Source organism: Paraburkholderia sp. BL10I2N1 (assembly GCF_004361815.1).
Classification (GTDB): domain Bacteria; phylum Pseudomonadota; class Gammaproteobacteria; order Burkholderiales; family Burkholderiaceae; genus Paraburkholderia.
Genome location: NZ_SNWA01000001.1, coordinates 3,339,642 through 3,356,934, shown reverse-complemented (window position 1 = coordinate 3,356,934; position 17,293 = coordinate 3,339,642). Strand labels below are relative to the sequence as shown.

Here is a 17,293-nt window from a genome sequence, read left to right as displayed (position 1 = left end):
ATATATCGCGCCGTGATACTAACGGTCGCAAACAGCGGTTAAATCGGGCAAGAGGTACTACGCCGCACTTCGTTGCTGGGCGTATGTCTGACGATAAAGCCCCGCGATCACATCAGCCTGGGTGATCATCCCGACCAGTCGTCTTCCAGCATCCAGCACCGGAATATGGTGGTGCCCGTAGTGCGCAAACAACGGCACCAGTTCGGCGATCGGAGTCGCCGCATCGACAGTATGCACCGAGGGGTTCATCAAGGTGCCCACGACGCGGACCGGGTCCCTTCTGCGCCTGAACCATCGTTGCCGCAGAGACCATAGAACGGAGATTTTTCTGAACGTCGGGGTATCGAGAAGATCCGCGCGCGTCACGATGCCGATGACGTGCTGCGTCTCGTCAGTGACCGGCAGAGCCTTCACGCCGTGCCGTTTCAACAGGTTCCACGCAGCTGACGCCCGGGTGGCGACCGATACGGCCACCACCGCGCGAGACATGATGTCCGCGCAGGTCAATTCACTGAATGTGCGGGCATAGGCCTGCAACTGGACATCGCGCAGCAACGATTCCAGATCGTCTGGATCGATGTCGAGCAATTCCCCGCGCTGCCTCAGCACGGCCTCGAGGTCGGCATGTGTGAAGCCATCTTTCGCCACTGCAATCGATGCCGCCGCATCCTGGTCGGCCTTGCGCCGCGCAGCGTGAGGGTAACGGTGGCCGGTGACGGCATGGTAGACGATGGCCGAGCACACGAGCGCCGCCGACTGCATCGCTATCGGTTCCACGACGAACCGATAGCCGAGCGCGTGCACGGCTGGGCCACCGAGGACGGCGGTCAGCGCGACCGCGCCGGACGGCGGATGGACGCAGCGCAGCGCAAACATCGCACAGATCGCCAGTGCGACCGCCAGCGCGGCGGCTGTCACCGGATCGGCGATCCAGCTGGCGCATGCGACACCAACGGTTGCAGAGACGAGGTTGCCGCCGATAATGGACCACGGCTGCGCAAGCGGACTGGCAGGAACGCCGAACAGAAGCACGGCCGAGGCGCCCATCGGGGCGACGAGGAGCGGAACATTCACGCCTGTCCCCGGAAGGAGATGCATTGCCCCGCCGGTGAACGCGATACCGACGAGCGCGCCGAGACACGAACGCAAGCGTTCCGGCCATCGAACGGCGATCGGACCGGGAGCGAAGCTGGAAAGCCAGCGGATCACAGCAGAGCGGGACAAGGTCTGAACGGGATAGAAAGTGGGCGACGTCGCAATAAACGAGACCACACCTTACGGTGAAACCCTCCCGCGACGAAAGAACGTGTTTTCATTATTATATTTCATTGTGATATAAAACGACACCCGGGCGGACACGAACACTTATCAATGACTCACCTGGCGGGCCTGCAAACCGATGCCAGCCGAAGAAGACGCACAAGCGCCCCGCCCGTCGAGAACTCCACCAGGTGAAAGAAATCGCCTCTAAAGCACAATCGCCACAATCGAACGACCGATTGTGGCGATGGCGCTACTGCGTCTGAATCTGCCGCATCAATGCATGTGCTGGCCGCCATTGATGGCGATATTGGAACCGGTCACGAAACCTGCATCGTCCGAGCACAGATAGCGGACGAGCGCAGCGACTTCGTCCGGCTGACCGAGCCGACCGACCGGAATCTGCGGCAGGATCTTTGTGTCCAGAATTTCCTGCGGAATCGCAGTGACCATTTTGGTGGCGAGATAGCCTGGCGAAATCGTGTTGACGGTCACGCCTTTGCGCGCCACTTCAAGCGCCAGCGACTTCGTAAAGCCGTGCATGCCGGCCTTGGCTGCCGCGTAGTTGGTCTGACCGACGGAACCCTTCGACCCATTGACCGAAGAGATATTGATGATGCGCCCCCAGCCACGTGCGACCATCTCTTCACACAACGGCTTGGTCATATTGAAGACCGAATCCAGATTGGTCCGGACGACCGCGTCCCAGTTGACCTTGTCCATCTTCCTGAGCGTCATGTCCTGCGTGATCCCGGCGTTGTTCACCAGAATGTCGACAGGGCCGACCTCGACCTGAATTTTCGCCACGCAGTGCTGGCACGAGTCGTAATCAGCGACATCGACCGGATACGCGCGAAAGTTCCGGCCCTGGGTTTCCATGCTCGACAGCCACGCGGCAACGCCACTGTTATTCGGCGAATGCGTTACCACCACAACATAACCGGCATCATGCAGTTTCGTACTGATCGCTTCTCCAAGGCCGCCCATTCCGCCTGTTACTACAGCGATTCGTTTCGTCATCCTTTCCATCCGTGATCGTAGTATCTGCGAGGATCATGAATATCCAATGGCCGTCCCGCACAGCCCGCCATTGGTTTGCCTCAATGCATCGCCGCCTCGACATCCCCGCGAGGTGGTCGGTCAGCATTGATTGAACTGCGCGGGTTTTTGTTGACTACTGATATTGCGCGAATGAAATCCAGTGCGCCCGAGGGAATTCAGACACCGCTCAGGCGCACCGCTTGACTATGAGTTATACGAACGATCAGATACGCTCGACTGCGAGCGCGACGCCCATGCCGCCGCCGATACACAGCGACGCCAGACCTTTCTTCGCGTCGCGCTTCTGCATTTCGTGCAGCAGCGTGACGAGAATACGGCAACCGGACGCGCCGATCGGATGGCCGATCGCAATCGCGCCGCCATTCACGTTGACCTTCGACGTGTCCCAGCCCATCTGCTTGTGCACGGCGAGCGCCTGCGCGGCAAACGCCTCGTTGATTTCCATCAGGTCCAGATCCGCCGGGCTCCAGCCCGCGCGCTCCAGACAGCGACGCGAGGCCGGCACCGGGCCCATGCCCATCACCTTCGGATCGACGCCCGCATTCGCATAAGCCTTGATGCGCGCGAGCGGCGTAAGACCGAGCGCCTCGGCCTTTTTCGCCGACATCACGATCACGGCCGCCGCCCCGTCGTTCAGACCCGACGCGTTCGCCGCCGTCACCGTGCCTTCCTTCGAGAAGGCCGGCTTCAGGCCCGCCAGCGATTCGGCTGTCACGCCGTGGCGCACGAATTCGTCGCTGGCAAAGCGCAGCGGCTCGCCCTTGCGTTGCGGTATCTCGACCGGCACGATTTCAGCATCGAAACGGCCTGCCTTCTGTGCGGCTTCCGCCTTATTCTGCGACAAAGCCGCGAACGCATCCTGCTGCTCGCGCGTAATGCCGTATTCCTTCGCCACGTTCTCGGCCGTGACGCCCATGTGATACTGGTTGTACACGTCCCACAGGCCGTCGACGATCATGCTGTCGACCAGCTTCGCGTCGCCCATGCGAAAGCCGTCGCGCGAGCCCGGCAGCACGTGCGGCGCGGCGCTCATGTTCTCCTGGCCGCCTGCAACGACGATATCCGCGTCGCCCGCGATGATCGCGTTGGCGGCCAGCATCACGGCTTTCAGGCCCGAACCGCAGACCTTGTTGATCGTCATTCCCGGCACGGCTGAAGGCAGCCCCGCCTTGATCAGGGCCTGACGGGCCGGGTTCTGGCCGGAACCGGCCGTCAGCACCTGACCCATGATCACTTCGCTGACCTGCTCTGGCTTCAGGCCCGCGCGTTCGAGGACGGCGCGGATCACCGTGGCGCCGAGTTCGGGCGCCGCGATCTTCGCAACCGATCCGCCGAATTTGCCGACACCTGTACGCGCGGCCGATACGATCACAACATCAGTCATGTCTATTCCCTATATGCAGCAGATGGCGTTGAGCACCGAAGGATCTGTCATGGCACTCGAAGAGAAAAAAAACCTGCAGGCACCAGTCGGTTGCCCGCTCCTCTCGTCCCTGGCATTCGCGGGTATCACCCTCACCCACGACGCCTGAACGGGTGACGGCGATCAGCGGGCCGAGCTTCGCGACAGGCGGACCGGCCCCGAGCAGATTCGGGGCCGGTCCATGAATAGAGCTGATCGCTTCGCTCAGCGCCGCGACAACCGCTCAGCTTGCGATGGGCTACTGCTTCGCTGCGCGCGACACTTGCGCCGCGGCCTGCTGGCCAGCCTTCGAAGCAGCGGCAGTCGTAGCGGCAAAGTTGCCTTGCGCCGCTTCGATCGCCTGCGTGGCAGCCTTGCGCACCGTTTCATAGGTCAGGCTGGCAGTCGACAATGCCGACTTCAGTGCTGTGACGGCAGCTTCAGAACCGGCGGGCGCGTTCTTCGCGAAATCGTCGACCAGCGTTTGCGCGTTGCGGGTCTGCTGTTCGTATTGCGCCTGCGCAATCTTCAGGCACTCTGCCTGGGTGCCGGACGCAATTTCATACAGGTGACGGCTATACGACAGCACCTTCTCCGCTGCGGGCTGTGCGGCGCTGACCTGGCTCGTGAAGAATGCCCCCGGCGCCTTCCCGGACAGCGCTTCCTGCCAGCCTGCTTCGCTCTCTGCGAGCGCAGACTTCGCTGCCTGCAGATTCAGTTCAACCAGCTTTTGAAAACCTTCAAACGCCTGATTCGTCAACGCGAACAGGGTTGTAACGTTGCCTTGCTGCGCCGATACGAGTTGCTCAGGTGTGAAAACGCTCATTCATGTTCTCCGTTAGTTCAACTCAACACATGCCTGACGGGTGTCAGAGGGAAACGAAATCCTGGTGCCTCGGCCTGCGGGATTTGCCTTGCCGGGCGCGCGTCGCCACTTGTGCGACGCACAATTAGAGTAATGATTCTAACGTACCGTTTCAGGTATTTGAGATACATTAATCTAGGTAAATACCCTTAGCCAATATGTATGATGAATGCACGCTCGTACGGCCGAAACGGCTTGTGGTGGGCGCCATGCTTCCTCTTGAGGCCGGTCGGCAGCGTCTCTTATACCGTGATGATGTGAAAGTTTAAAAACACCGCTCGTGCCCTCGTATTGACGCAGTGCTTCGTCGGACAGCCTCATTTCGCCGGGTCATGCTTCGACGCCAGGCCATTCCGATCCAGGATACCCCGTCGAAGGGCGACGCACCGCTTGATACGCAGCTTCGTGCAGCCATCACCAGGCCAAGGCAGACACGTTAGAACGCACTACGATATGCAAACAGCCCCGGCAATCCGCCTGTCATAACGAACAGAATGCGCTGTCCGGGGCGATATCTACCGGTTTCCACATCGCGCAGGAGACCAGCAAACGCCTTGCCGCCATACACCGGGTCGATCAGCAATCCTTCCGACGAAGCCAGCAGACGGACTGCATGGTGCATTCCGTCTGTCGGTATTCCGTACCCTTCGCCCAGTTGCCCGCCGTCGATGATGATGGCGTCGTCGGGAACGGTCAGAGTGGGGTCGATCAAGCCGAGCGTCTGCCTCGTCTTGTCGAGTGTGACGGATCGCGCCTGATCGGCCAGGCTAAGGACGGTGTACCCAATAATGGACGTCGGCGATTTGCCGAGCGCAAGAGCGCCCGCGACCAGCCCGGCATGCATTCCGCCACTTCCGTTCGGCACGACGATATGGTCAAACGAGATCCCCGACGCGTCGGCTTGCGCTGCGATTTCCCCCGCGCAGTCGGCATAGCCGAGACAACCGACGGCACTTGAACCGCCGAGGGGGCACACATACACGCTGCGTCCTTGCGCACGTAACGTGTCCGCGCGCTCTTCCGCGAACGCCAGGGCGTTGGCGGAAGCCGGAAGATCGTGGATCTGTGCGCCAAGCAGACTGTCGAGCAGGATGTTGCCGTTCTCGATGTAGTCGTCGTCATAACGCGGCACCACTCTGGTCAGCACGAGTTCGCATTTGAGCCCCGCCCTCGCAGCCGCGGCCGCGGTCAGGCGCGCGTGGTTCGATTGACGCGCGCCCACCGTGATAATCGTGTCCGCCCCGCTCGCCAGGGCTTCACCGATCAGGAACTCGAGCTTCCGAACCTTGCTGCCTCCGCCGCCGAGGCCATTCAGGTCATCTCGTTTGACGAAGATCTCCACCTCACCGAGGGCGCTGCTCAGGCGGGAAAGACGTTGAACCGGCGTCAGCCCTTCAAGAAGAGCAAAGCGGGGAAATACGGATAGATCCAGTTTCGGAGAAGTCATGTCGGCAGTTCATGATGCAAGAGTTTCACCCCGGCGCGCGCAGTTCATTGCACGGCGGACACGATGGCCAGCACGGAACTGCACAGACCGCATTCGCCTGTGTACCCTGCCCGTTCAGCAAGTTCCACGCACGTTGCGACACGCCCTCGTCGGTCCGCACGTAGTCGGGCTGCGATTTCACGCTCTCGCTAGGCAGTCTTCAGCACAACCCTGAAGCGCGCGGCGCCACTCATCATGCGCTCATAGGCTTCGGCTGCGCGAGCGAGCGGAAACTCCTCGATCATCGGCTTGATGCCTGTCAGCGCGCTGAAGGCCAGCGTGTCCTGCGAATCCGCCGACGTACCCGACGGCCAGCCCTGTACCGAATTCCGTCCCATGATGAACTGTCCGATCGGGACTTCGACAGGCTCCTCGGACAGTCCAACCATGATCAGCTTGCCGTTCAAACCAAGACCTCTGACTGCAGCGCTCATCGCCTTGCCGCTGGTCACGGTCGCAAGAATGACCCGCGCTCCGCCAAGCGCCTGCAGTGCCTCGGCAACGTTTTCCGCCTTGCTGTCGATGTAATGGTGTGCACCGAGTTGCTTCGCGAGCGCCGCTTTGTCCTGCCCGCGGGCAATCGCCACCGTGCGAAAACCCATCTTCCGCGCGAATTGCACACCGAGATGGCCCAGACCGCCAATCCCGAGAATCGCGACCACATCTCCGGCACGCGCGCCACTGTGGCGCAAAGCATTGAAAGTGGTAATGCCCGCGCAAAGCAACGGCGCTGCGTCGACATCGGACAGATCGTCCGGAACGCGCGCCAATGCCTCGACCGGCGCCACCATGTATTCGGCATAGCCGCCGTCGTAGCTGATGCCGGGCACGAGCGCGCGCTGACACAGAACGAAGTCGCCCTGGCGACAATGCTCACACCGTCCGCAATGTCCGCCGTGCCAGCCTACGCCGACGCGCTGCCCTTTCTGCCAGCCTTCGACGTCCGCGCCGACGGTATCGATTACACCGGCTATCTCGTGTCCCGGAACGCGGGGATATTGCAGGCCTGGCCACAGGCCATCTTTCGTCAGCACGTCGCTGTGGCAGATGCCACAGGCCTGGATCCTGATGAGCACGTGTCCTTCGCCGGGCTCTGGCACAGCCCGTTCGACAAGTTCCAGAGGACCACCAGCCTCAGTCACCTGTACTGCTTTCATTGTCCGCATCGCTTTCTTCCCTTGAAAGACGCGAACGCGGGTTGACCGACCCCGTTCGCAGGTTCGCCGCCAACGCCATCAACCGGTCAAGCGCTCAGCTTACGCCATGTTCGATGGGATGTTCGGCAAGCCAGGCCGATTCCGGGTCGTCGTTCGCGGGCATTCAGTTCCCGTCGTGCCACGCCGAAGGGGCACTCACCGCCGCCCGCAGTTCGGCCAGCAGCGCGTCGCCCGGCCATGACGGACGCACGTCGCATCGCTCGGCTTCCCTCACGAGCGCGCATAGCCGCTCGTTCACCGGCGCCGTCCGCCCGAGGCGTTGGGCAAGGCGCACGACTTCGCCGTTTATCCAGTCGATTTCCGTGGCGCGTCCCGCCGCCAGATCGTCGGACATCGACGAGCGCGCGAGCGGATCGATGGTCAGCATCGCGCAGCCCAACCGCTCGAACCATGCATCGGGCAGGCCGAGAGCACGCGGGATCCAGCGGGCCGGAAGCGGCGTCACCCTGGCCGGCCGCACGTTCGCCCGCTTCAGAAGCGCGAGCGCCTCCTTCTGCGCCATGGCAAGACAGATCCGGTAGGGGCGTTGCGAGAGCTCTTCCTTCAAAGGCCGGTTCGATAGCGCGTTGATGGCATTGTTGAGATTGAGCAGCAGTTTCGCCCACTGTACCGGCAGCATGTCGGCGTGCTGGGTCAGCGGCAGCCCCGCTTTCCTGAACTCGTCGACGAACGGCTGCAAGGCCGGCGCATGCCTGATCTCCAGTTCGCCCGCTGAACCCTGATGAAATGCGCCGGGGCCGCGTTCGACGACATTGAACGGCACCATGCCCTCCAGCACCGTGTTTTGCGGGAGCGCGGCGCGCAGCACGTCCGCGTTGCCGATTCCGTTCTGGAAGCTGACGACAATGGTGCCGGGGCGAAGCACGTTCGCCAGTTCTGCCGCGGCCGCCGGTGTCGCGGCAGACTTGACGGTCACCAGCACGAGATCAGCTGCGGCGGCCGTCGCTCCGTCCGTCGATACGTCGATCCGCTCCGGCGGCACATGCCAGCGGCGATCGTCGTACTGCGACAGCATGAGGCCTTGCCGGCGCAACTGGTCGCCGATGCGCGCACGCCCAACAAAACTGACTTCGCTTCCCCCGGCAAGAAGCCGTCCGCCGATATAGCAGCCGATGGAACCCGCGCCGTAGATACAGATTTTCGCCATACCGTTTCTCAAGTGACCTGGTCTTGACATCGGCGTTGCGTCGAACCGGCTGACCTCGCCCAATGCGCTCCCGCCGTTCGCGCCGCGCATCGCAATCGCGCGGCGCGTGCCAATCGACACGACTAGTCCGCATAGCCGGGGTTGCGGCGATCGAGCCGACGCAGCAGCCCGGGCCATACCAACGCTCCAGGGCTGACACCCCTCGTCACCTGCCCGATCTGCTGTTTGATGCCTTCGAGTATCGGCTGCGCAATGGGAAGCAGCTTTGCGCCGCCCGCCTGGGCACGCACCTGGATCATGCAAGCCGCTTCGAAGAAGTACATCGCGACGAAGGCGTCCGCTGGCGTCCCGCCAACGGTCAGCAGGCCGTGATTGCGCAGCATCAGGTAAGTGTTGCTTCCCAGGTCGCGAACGAGGCGAGGCTTCTCGCCTTCATTGAGTGCGATGCCCTCGTAGTCGTGGTAGCCGAGGGACGCCAGCACGGCCAGAGACTGCTGAGACAGCGGCAGCAGCCCCGCTTCCTGCGCCGACACGGCGACGCCGTTGATCGAGTGGACGTGCATCACGCAAAGGGCGTCTTCGCGCGCCGCATGCACCGCGCTATGGATCGTGAAGCCGGCCGGATTGACGTCATACGGCGACGCGGAAACCTTGCGGCCGTCGAGATCGACCTTGACCAGCGAGGACGCCGTGATCTCGTCGAACATCATGCCGTACGGGTTGATCAGGAAATGGTGATCCGGGCCAGGCACGCGCACCGAGATGTGCGTAAACACGAGGTCGTCCCAGCCAAACAGCGCAGTGAGGCGGTACGCCGCTGCGAGATTGACTCGCGCTTCCCATTCGGCAGGCGATACATCGTTCTTCAGGCTTACATCAGATGAGATCATGTCGACGCTCCTTGTTCGATGATTCAGGCAATGGATTAACCCGAGGTGACACGCTGCGATGGCAAACGCGATCCGTACAACGCAACGAGGTACGTCACGTGCCATCGCAAGCGGGTCGTCGGATGCGTGCCCACATGATGTCCCTAAACCCGCCTAAAATCTGTCCGATACCCGACAGGTCGAAGCGCCTATGGAATCCAGCCTGCACCGCTACCGGTCGCAACCCGAAACGACTCCGTGGTTCCGCGGCCTGCCCGTCGAGTTGCGCGACGATCTGGTCAGTCATGCCAGCCTGCTCCGGCTGGAAAAAGGCCACTTCCTGTATCGACGCGGCGAACAGTCGTCTGGCCTGTACGCCGTGCTGGGCGGCGCACTGGCTATCGGCACAGTCGGGGTGGACGGGAAGGAGGCGTTGATCGCGGTACTCGGACCGACTGCATGGGTGGGGGAAATCTCGCTGTTCGATGGGCTGCCACGTCCGCACGACGCCACCGCGATCAGCAGGACGCTTTTGCTGCACGTACCCGAGACCGCGCTCCGTAGTCTGCTCGAATCCACGCCGCACTATTGGCGCGATTTTGCGTTGTTGATGGCGCAAAGACTTCGGGTTTCGTTCGAGAACACCGAAGCGATGGCAGTGTTGCCCGCGGCGCAGCGCGTGGCGAACCGTCTGTTGATGATCGCGGGAGGTTATGGCGGCCTCAACGCCACGCAGAGCCGGATAAGGCTCTCGCAAGACAGTCTCGCTTCAATGGTGTCCCTGTCGCGACAGACCACGAATCAGTTGCTCAAGAACCTCGAGAGTCAACGCATATTGAGCCTGAAGTTCGGGGAGATCGTCATTCTGGATTTCGACCGGTTGCGCGCGGCCAGTGTCGGCGTTTCAGATCCGTAACGGTCGCGACGCATCGTCATGTCGTGGTGGGCGCGCCGCCAGGGATATCGGTACACCTGCCAGGTATCACGCGCGCCTGCGCGAACATCAGGTCACCGGCGCCGGGTTGAACAGCGTCAACGCATTGTGAAGCTTGAGTTTCTCGGCGCAGGTTTGCTTGCGTCCGCTCGCCACGTCCAGCATCAGGCGAAACAGTTCCCAGCCAATGTCTTCGATGGTGGCCTCGCCCGTCGCGATGGTGCCGGCGTTGACGTCCATCAGATCGTGCCAGCGGCGCGCGAGGTCCGAGCGCGTCGCCACCTTGATGACGGGCACCTCCGCCAGGCTGTACGGCGTGCCGCGCCCCGTAGTGAACACGTGGAGGTTGATGCCGGCTGCCAGTTGCAACGTGCCGCAGATGAAATCGCTTGCCGGCGTCGCCGCGTAGATCAAGCCTTTCTGCCGGACCTTCTCGCCGGGAGACAAAACGCCTGAGATAGCCGAATTGCCCGACTTGATGATCGAACCCATCGCCTTTTCGACGATGTTCGACAGGCCGCCCTTCTTGTTGCCAGGTGTCGTGTTGGCGCTGCGGTCGGCGCCGCCGCGCTTGAGATAATTGTCGTACCACTGCATCTCGCGGATGATCGCCGCTGCTACGTCCGGGTTGGCGGCGCGCGCCGTCAGTTGCTCGACACCATCGCGAACTTCGGTGACTTCGGAGAACATGACCGTCGCCCCCGCGCGCACCAGCAGGTCAGTTGCGAAACCGACGGCGGGATTGGCAGTCAACCCGGAGAAGGCGTCGCTGCCGCCGCATTGCACACCGATCACCAGATCCGATGCCGGGCAGGTTTCGCGACGCCGGTTGTTGAGCCGCTTCAGATGACCTTCAGCAGTCTTCATGATCGAGTTGATCATCGACTGGAAGCCCACGTGATCCTGATCCTGCAGGACGACGACATCTCCGTTCAGATCCGCGTCGAGGTCGCCGACATCTGCGACGTCATCGTCCATCGTGTTGACGATGGGGATCGTGCCAGGAGGCATCAGGCGCTCGGGCTGCAGTTTCTCGCAGCCAAGGCTGACCATCATCACCTCGCCGCCGAAATTCGGATTCAGGCTGATGTTGCGCACGGTGCGAATCGGGATCATCGCGTCGGGGGCATCGATTGCGACGCCACAGCCGTAGGTGTGCCCCAGCCCGACCACGTCGTCGACGTTCGGATAGTGCGGCAGCAGTTCGGCCTTGATACGCTTGACCGCGTGCTCGACCACGTCTGCCACGCACTGCACCGTGGTGGTAATCGCGAGGATATTGCGCGAGCCCACCGAGCCGTCCGCGTTGCGGTAGCCCTCGAACGTATAGCCCTCGAGCGGCGGCATGGGCGGAGGCTGGATGGTCGCGATCGGCAGATCTTCGAGGCCGGGCGGACTGGGCATGCGAATCACGTGCTCGTTGACCCAGCTGCCCTTGGGCAGCGCCTTCAGCGCATAACCGATGATCACGTTGTAGCGCACGACTTCGTCGCCTTCGGCGAGGTCCACCAGCGCGACCTTGTGTCCTTGCGGCACGCGCTCGCGCAGCGCCAGGCCATCGGCAAATACTGCGCCCTCTCCCAGAACACCATCGTTGACGACAATTGCAACGTTGTCGTTCGGGTGAACGCGGATGTAAAGCGGAGACTGTTCCATTGCATCGATCCTTTTGGCGCATCGGCGCCTGCACGCCGAGCTAATTCATACGTCATCCTACAACATCAGTGTGGCAAACCATTTTCGTGTTTACCCCTATACGCTGTATTATTACGCGAATCGTGGTTGATAGGCGCATCGCCTTGTTGTACGATGACGTATAAGAACTACACGTAACCAAACTTGTTGCCCTGGACACTCAATCATGACGACACCGCAAGAACTCAAGCAGATCGTTTCCGAAGGCCTTCTCTCCTTTCCCGTCACCGACTTCGATGAAAAGAGCGACTTCCGCGCCGACACCTATGCCGAGCGACTCGAATGGCTCGCGCCGTACGGCGCCTCCGCGCTGTTCGTCGCAGGCGGCACGGGCGAATTCTTCTCGCTGACGCACAGCGACTATTCGAACGTCGTGCGCACCGCCACTGAAGTCTGCAAGGGCAAGGTGCCGATCATCGCTGGCGCGGGCGGCCCGACGCGCGTCGCGATCGCCTACGCTCAGGAAGCCGAGCGCAGCGGCGCAAACGGCATCCTGCTGATGCCCCACTATCTCACCGAAGCAAGCCAGGAAGGCATCGCCGCGCACGCCGAAGAGGTGTGCAAGTCGGTGCCGAAGATGGGCGTGATCATCTACAACCGCGCGAACTCGAAGCTCAACGCCGATATGCTCGAACGCCTGGCCGATCGCTGCCCGAACCTGATCGGCTTCAAGGACGGCGTGGGCGAGATCGAGAACATGGTGACGATCCGTCGCCGCCTCGGCGAGCGCTTCTCGTACCTCGGCGGCCTGCCGACGGCAGAGGTCTACGCCGCTGCCTATAAGGCACTTGGCGTTCCGGTGTATTCGTCGGCGGTGTTCAACTTCATCCCGAAGACCGCGATGGATTTCTACCGCGCGATTGCAGCCAACGACCACGAAACGACGGGCAAGCTGATCGACGAATTCTTCCTGCCCTATCTGGCCATCCGCAATCGTCGCGCGGGATACGCGGTCAGCATCGTGAAGGCGGGGGCGAAGCTGGTCGGTCATAGCGCAGGTCCGGTGCGCGCACCGTTGACCGACCTGACCGAGGACGAAATGAGCCAACTGGACGCGCTCATCAAGAAGCTGGGCGCCCAGTAGGTACAGCTGGACGCAAGAGCCTGCCCGCGCGCGACTTACCGCGCCCGCATCGTGGCGACCTGAAACGCCCGGAACGGAAACGTTGCCGGGCATTTTTGCGCGTGCGAGGCGCGGCCGTCCAGATTGCCCGCAGGTAAGCACTCAGCGTTTTTTACAGAGGGATGGTTCGTACAGGCCGTCTGCCAGAACACATCGAAGCTCGGGAGCTTTTCTCCCATGTCCGGATTTCAGGAGATCATCATGGAAACGAGCCAAACGGCGAACCCCGCCGACATCGCGAAGCGCACGAACGTCCGCTATACGATCCTGCTGCTGATCTTTGTCATTACGACGTTCAATTACGCCGACCGGGCAACCCTGTCCGTCACCGGGTCCGCCATGCGCGGCGAATTCGGCCTCGATGCTATCAAGATGGGTTACATCTTCTCTGCATTCAGCTGGGCCTATGTACTCTCCCAGTTGCCGGCCGGATGGCTGCTTGACCGTTTCGGCGCGCGCCGCGTCTACGCCGCAAGCATCTTTCTCTGGTCCCTGTTCACCCTGTTGCAAAGCTCGATCGGTTTGTTGGGCAGCGCTGCCGCGGCGGTCACCGCATTGTTCGTCTTACGCTTCGCGATGGGTGCGGCCGAATCTCCTGCGTTCCCCGCCAACGCCAAAGTCGTCGCGAGCTGGTTCCCAACCTCCGAGCGTGGCACTGCGTCCGCCGTTTTCAACTCGGCTCAATACTTCGCGGCAGTGGTATTTACGCCGCTGATGGCCTGGCTCACGCACGCGTTCGGCTGGCACGAGGTCTATCTGGTGATGGGGGCTGGCGGCCTGGTGCTCGCGCTCACCTGGCTGAAGGTGATGAAAAATCCCGCGGATCACCCGCGGGTCAACCGCGCTGAACTCGACTATATCGAGCAGGGCGGCGGCGTCGCGAATGGGCAGAAAAAAGCAGCGCCCGGTGTTGGCGCACAAAACAGCGGCTGGGCGCTCGTGCGCCGGTTGCTGAGCAACCGGATGCTGCTCGGCGTGTACCTTGCCCAGTATTGCATCAACGTCCTGACCTACTTCTTCCTTACCTGGTTTCCGATTTATCTCGTTCAGGCGCGCGGGATGACAATCCTGCAGGCAGGTCTCGTCGCGTCGCTGCCCGCCATCTGCGGCTTTTCCGGGGGCGTGCTCGGCGGCATCCTGTCGGACTCGCTCATCCGTCATGGGCATTCGCTCACGGTTGCGCGCAAGGTGCCGATTGTCGGCGGCATGCTGTTGTCCGTGTGCATCATCGGCTGCAACTACGTCACCGCAGACTGGATCGTCGTTGCACTCATGTCCCTTGCGTTCTTCGGCAAAGGCGTAGGGGCACTGGGCTGGGCGGTTGTCGCCGATACGTCGCCGAAAGAAGCGATCGGCCTGTCGGGCTCGATCTTCAACATGTTCGGCAATATTGCCGGGATCGTGACGCCGATCGTGATCGGCTACCTCGTCGCAAAAACCGGATCGTTCAATGGCGCGCTGGTTTTCGTCGGACTCAATGCGTTGCTCACTGTGTTCAGTTACCTCGTGATCGTGAAGGACATCAAGCGGGTCGAACTGCGTCAGGCGTAGGCTGAACCCGCCGCTGGCGCTTTCCTTGAAAAGGCCAGGATGAGGCCGGAGATCCTGGCAATCAATCCCGCCGTTCCCCACCCACGCGCAGTATGATCAGTCATCGGACGACGGTATAATAAAAAACACGAAGTACAGCAACTATTTGATTTGAGGAGCGTTTTCGATGGCAACACCTGCGGTTTCCACCTCACCGCCACGACGCGCCCGTAACCTGGCCGAGTTTGTCGTCAACTACGTCACCGAGCAGATTGCGTCCAACGTCCTGAAACCCGGCGACAAGCTACCGACCGAGTCGCAACTGATGGTCACGCTGAGCGTGAGTCGCACCGTTATCCGCGAAGCGATTTCACGCCTGCAGGCGGGCAAGATCATCGAGACGCGGCACGGCATCGGCAGCTTTGTACTGGAGCCGCCGCGTGAAAAGCTCGGTATCGAGATGGTGCCGGCGACAACCTTGCAGGATGTCCTGTCCGTCCTCGAGTTGCGCATCAGCCTGGAAACGGAATGCGCAGGTCTTGCCGCCCAACGTGCGCAACCGGAAGATATCGCGCGTATGCGCGCAGCGCTCGACGCGATCGAGGCCACACGCCGTAACGGCCGCGACAGCGTCGAAGCCGATCTCCAGTTTCACACCTCCCTCGCACGCGCGACGGGCAACCGGTATTTCGTCGACATCCTTACGCAGATTGGCAGTGCGCTGATTCCGCGCAAGCGTCTCGACTCAGCCGGCATCGCCCACGCGGACCCCGACGCCTACCTCACGCTGGTGAATCTCGAGCACGAAAGCATCCTTGAAGCAATCACCCGGCGCGACGCAGAAGGCGCGCGGGCGGCAATGCGCATGCACCTGTCGAACAGCCGTGAGCGCCTGCGGCGTGCCAACGAAGCCGCCGAAGCGAACACCTGACGACTGACTGTTGATGAAGTCATAAAGAAAATGGCCGGGAATCCCGGCCATTTCTGTCTGTTCATTCAGGACACCGAGCTACGACGCCCGGCTGCGCGTGATTTCCCCATCCACGCGGCGCCACAACTCCAGCGGGTTGCTGTCGGCCAATGCCTCGGGCAACAGGTCAGCCGGGAAATCCTGATAACACACCGGGCGCAGGAAACGCTCAATCGACGTCGTCCCGACTGAAGTCACCCGGCTATCGGACGTGGCGGGGAACGGACCGCCATGCACCATCGCGTGCGAAACTTCGACACCCGTCGGAAAACCGTTGATCAGAATGCGTCCGGCTTTGCGCTCCAGAACTGGAACCAGCTTTCGTGCGGCAGACAGATCGCCGCCGCTCATCTGCAACGTGGCGGTGAGCTGGCCGGCAAAATGCTCAGCCACCTCCAGCAACTCCTGTTCATCCTTGCAGCGCACGATCGTCGACGCAGGGCCAAAAACTTCATCTTCCAGCGCCGGGGTCGAAAGAAAGGTCCGGGCATCCGTGACGAACAGTGCAGCGCGCGCCTGCGTCGGTCCGGTCGGCGCAGTGCCGTGAGCAACAGCTTCTACACCCTGGGTACCGGCCAGCTTGCCCTCCCCGTCCTCATACGCCGCGTGAATGCCGGCGGTGAGCATGGTTTGCGCCGGCTTGGCAGCCAATGCCGCAGACGCCGTCGCAACGAAATCCTTGAGCGCGTCGCTATCGACGGCAATCGCGAGGCCCGGATTGGTACAGAACTGCCCCGCTCCGAGCACGAGCGAGTCGACAAAACCGCGCGCGATGGCGTCTGCGCGAGTTGCAAGCGCGCCCGGCAGGAGGAACACCGGGTTGATGCTGCTCATTTCGGCGTACACCGGAATCGGCTCATGGCGGGCAGCGGCGACCCGCATCAGCGAGGTACCGCCCGCGCGCGAGCCCGTGAAGCCGACTGCCTTGATCGCCGGGTGTGCAACCAGCGCTTCGCCAACCGAGCTTCCCGCTCCCACGATCATCGAGAACACGCCTTCAGGCAGATCCATTTCCCGCGCGACGCGCTGGATGACCCGGCCCACCATCTCCGAGGTCCCGAGGTGAGCGCGATGCGCCTTCACCACCACCGGGCAGCCCGCTGCGAGCGCCGCAGCGGTATCGCCGCCGGCCACCGAAAAGGCGAGCGGGAAATTGCTTGCGCCAAACACGGCAACCGGGCCCAACGGAATTTTTTGCATCCGCAGGTCGGAGCGCGGCAACGGCTTGCGCTCCGGCAGCGGCGAATCGAGTGTCGCGGCGAGCCACTGACCGGCACGCACGACTTGTGCAAACAGCTTGAGCTGGCCCGTCGTGCGACCGCGCTCACCTTCGAGACGCGCTTTTGGCAGCCCCGACTCTTCATGCGCACGTTGGATCAATACGTCACCGAGCGCCGTGATGCCGTCTGCAATGCGTTCCAGAAACTCGGCGCGCGTCGCAAGCGGCAGTTGCCGGTACGGGTCGAACGCCTTCGCGGCCAGTTCGCAGGCCTCGTGCACGTTCGCAACTGTTCCGCTACCGAATACGGGCTCAGCGATGTCGGAACCTGTAGCGGGATTAAAAGCGCGTAAAGGCTTTTCGTCGCCGCGCACCGCCTGACGGCCAATCAGCATTTCGCCGGTAATAGACATTTTGCGTTTCCTTGATGACTCCGATTGATATCAGTCATCCTATAACACTGAAGGTCGGGAGCGCAAGACACACCCGTATTGGTGCTTTCAGATTACAGGGT

Annotated in this window: 15 protein-coding genes; 5 read left to right on the top strand and 10 right to left on the bottom strand. The window is 61.9% G+C overall.

The genetic code is table 11. The features are described 5' to 3' along the window. Positions 1-57: 57 nt before the first annotated feature. The 3 genes from B0G77_RS15595 to B0G77_RS15585 all read right to left on the bottom strand — a co-directional run bounded on the left by B0G77_RS15595 (position 58) and on the right by B0G77_RS15585 (position 3,706). A complete protein-coding gene (locus B0G77_RS15595; protein ID WP_133662926.1) occupies positions 58-1,224 on the bottom strand; it encodes an HPP family protein in 1,167 nt (388 codons plus the stop codon). Positions 1,225-1,536: 312 nt separating this feature from the next. Further along, complete coding sequence (gene phbB, locus B0G77_RS15590) at positions 1,537-2,280, bottom strand: acetoacetyl-CoA reductase (RefSeq protein WP_133662925.1); 744 nt, start codon at positions 2,278-2,280, stop codon at positions 1,537-1,539. A gap of 244 nt (positions 2,281-2,524) precedes the next feature. Beyond that, complete coding sequence (locus B0G77_RS15585) at positions 2,525-3,706, bottom strand: acetyl-CoA C-acetyltransferase (RefSeq protein WP_133662924.1); 1,182 nt, start codon at positions 3,704-3,706, stop codon at positions 2,525-2,527. Between B0G77_RS15585 and B0G77_RS43210 the strand changes: the two genes are divergently transcribed. Further along, positions 3,705-3,854 carry a hypothetical protein gene (locus B0G77_RS43210; protein WP_166656157.1) on the top strand — a complete coding sequence of 50 codons (150 nt, stop codon included), beginning with the start codon at positions 3,705-3,707 and terminating at the stop codon, positions 3,852-3,854. The two genes, B0G77_RS15585 and B0G77_RS43210, sit on opposite strands and share 2 nt — an antisense overlap. Positions 3,855-3,983: 129 nt before the next feature. Here B0G77_RS43210 and B0G77_RS15580 read toward each other — a convergent pair whose 3' ends face one another. The 5 genes from B0G77_RS15580 to B0G77_RS15560 all read right to left on the bottom strand — a co-directional run bounded on the left by B0G77_RS15580 (position 3,984) and on the right by B0G77_RS15560 (position 9,329). Continuing rightward, positions 3,984-4,550, bottom strand: coding sequence for a phasin family protein (locus B0G77_RS15580; RefSeq protein WP_133662923.1), 567 nt, complete (start codon positions 4,548-4,550; stop codon positions 3,984-3,986). 475 nt (positions 4,551-5,025) lie between these two features. Next, entirely contained in the window at positions 5,026-6,036 is a 1,011-nt protein-coding gene (locus B0G77_RS15575) for a D-cysteine desulfhydrase family protein (protein WP_133662922.1), read from the bottom strand. A 188-nt stretch (positions 6,037-6,224) separates the two neighbouring features. Continuing rightward, complete coding sequence (locus tag B0G77_RS15570) at positions 6,225-7,241, bottom strand: alcohol dehydrogenase (RefSeq protein ID WP_133662921.1); 1,017 nt, start codon at positions 7,239-7,241, stop codon at positions 6,225-6,227. A gap of 154 nt (positions 7,242-7,395) precedes the next feature. Next, positions 7,396-8,439 (bottom strand): 2-dehydropantoate 2-reductase, encoded by a 1,044-nt coding sequence (locus B0G77_RS15565; protein WP_133662920.1) that lies wholly within the window; start codon positions 8,437-8,439, stop codon positions 7,396-7,398. 122 nt (positions 8,440-8,561) lie between these two features. Beyond that, a complete protein-coding gene (locus tag B0G77_RS15560; protein WP_133662919.1) occupies positions 8,562-9,329 on the bottom strand; it encodes a class II aldolase/adducin family protein in 768 nt (255 codons plus the stop codon). Between the two features lie 190 nt (positions 9,330-9,519). Between B0G77_RS15560 and B0G77_RS15555 the strand changes: the two genes are divergently transcribed. After that, positions 9,520-10,224: a Crp/Fnr family transcriptional regulator gene (locus B0G77_RS15555; RefSeq protein WP_133662918.1), complete on the top strand. Its 705-nt coding sequence runs from the start codon at positions 9,520-9,522 to the stop codon at positions 10,222-10,224. A gap of 87 nt (positions 10,225-10,311) precedes the next feature. Here the strand turns inward: B0G77_RS15555 and garD are convergent, their stop codons facing one another. Further along, on the bottom strand, positions 10,312-11,898 hold the full coding sequence (gene garD, locus B0G77_RS15550; protein ID WP_133662917.1) for a galactarate dehydratase: 1,587 nt from the start codon (positions 11,896-11,898) through the stop codon (positions 10,312-10,314). A 205-nt stretch (positions 11,899-12,103) separates the two neighbouring features. On the opposite strand from garD, the gene kdgD reads away from it, so the two are divergent. The 3 genes from kdgD to B0G77_RS15535 all read left to right on the top strand — a co-directional run bounded on the left by kdgD (position 12,104) and on the right by B0G77_RS15535 (position 15,521). Beyond that, the gene (kdgD, locus tag B0G77_RS15545) at positions 12,104-13,021 is read left to right on the top strand and encodes a 5-dehydro-4-deoxyglucarate dehydratase (protein ID WP_133662916.1); all 918 of its coding nucleotides are present in this window, start codon (positions 12,104-12,106) and stop codon (positions 13,019-13,021) included. A gap of 240 nt (positions 13,022-13,261) precedes the next feature. Next, on the top strand, positions 13,262-14,611 hold the full coding sequence (locus B0G77_RS15540) for an MFS transporter (RefSeq protein WP_133662915.1): 1,350 nt from the start codon (positions 13,262-13,264) through the stop codon (positions 14,609-14,611). A gap of 166 nt (positions 14,612-14,777) precedes the next feature. Then, a complete protein-coding gene (locus B0G77_RS15535) occupies positions 14,778-15,521 on the top strand; it encodes a FadR/GntR family transcriptional regulator (protein ID WP_133662914.1) in 744 nt (247 codons plus the stop codon). Positions 15,522-15,599: 78 nt separating this feature from the next. On the opposite strand, the gene B0G77_RS15530 is transcribed toward B0G77_RS15535, so the two are convergent. After that, entirely contained in the window at positions 15,600-17,192 is a 1,593-nt protein-coding gene (locus B0G77_RS15530; RefSeq protein WP_133662913.1) for an aldehyde dehydrogenase (NADP(+)), read from the bottom strand. Positions 17,193-17,293 lie beyond the last annotated feature (101 nt).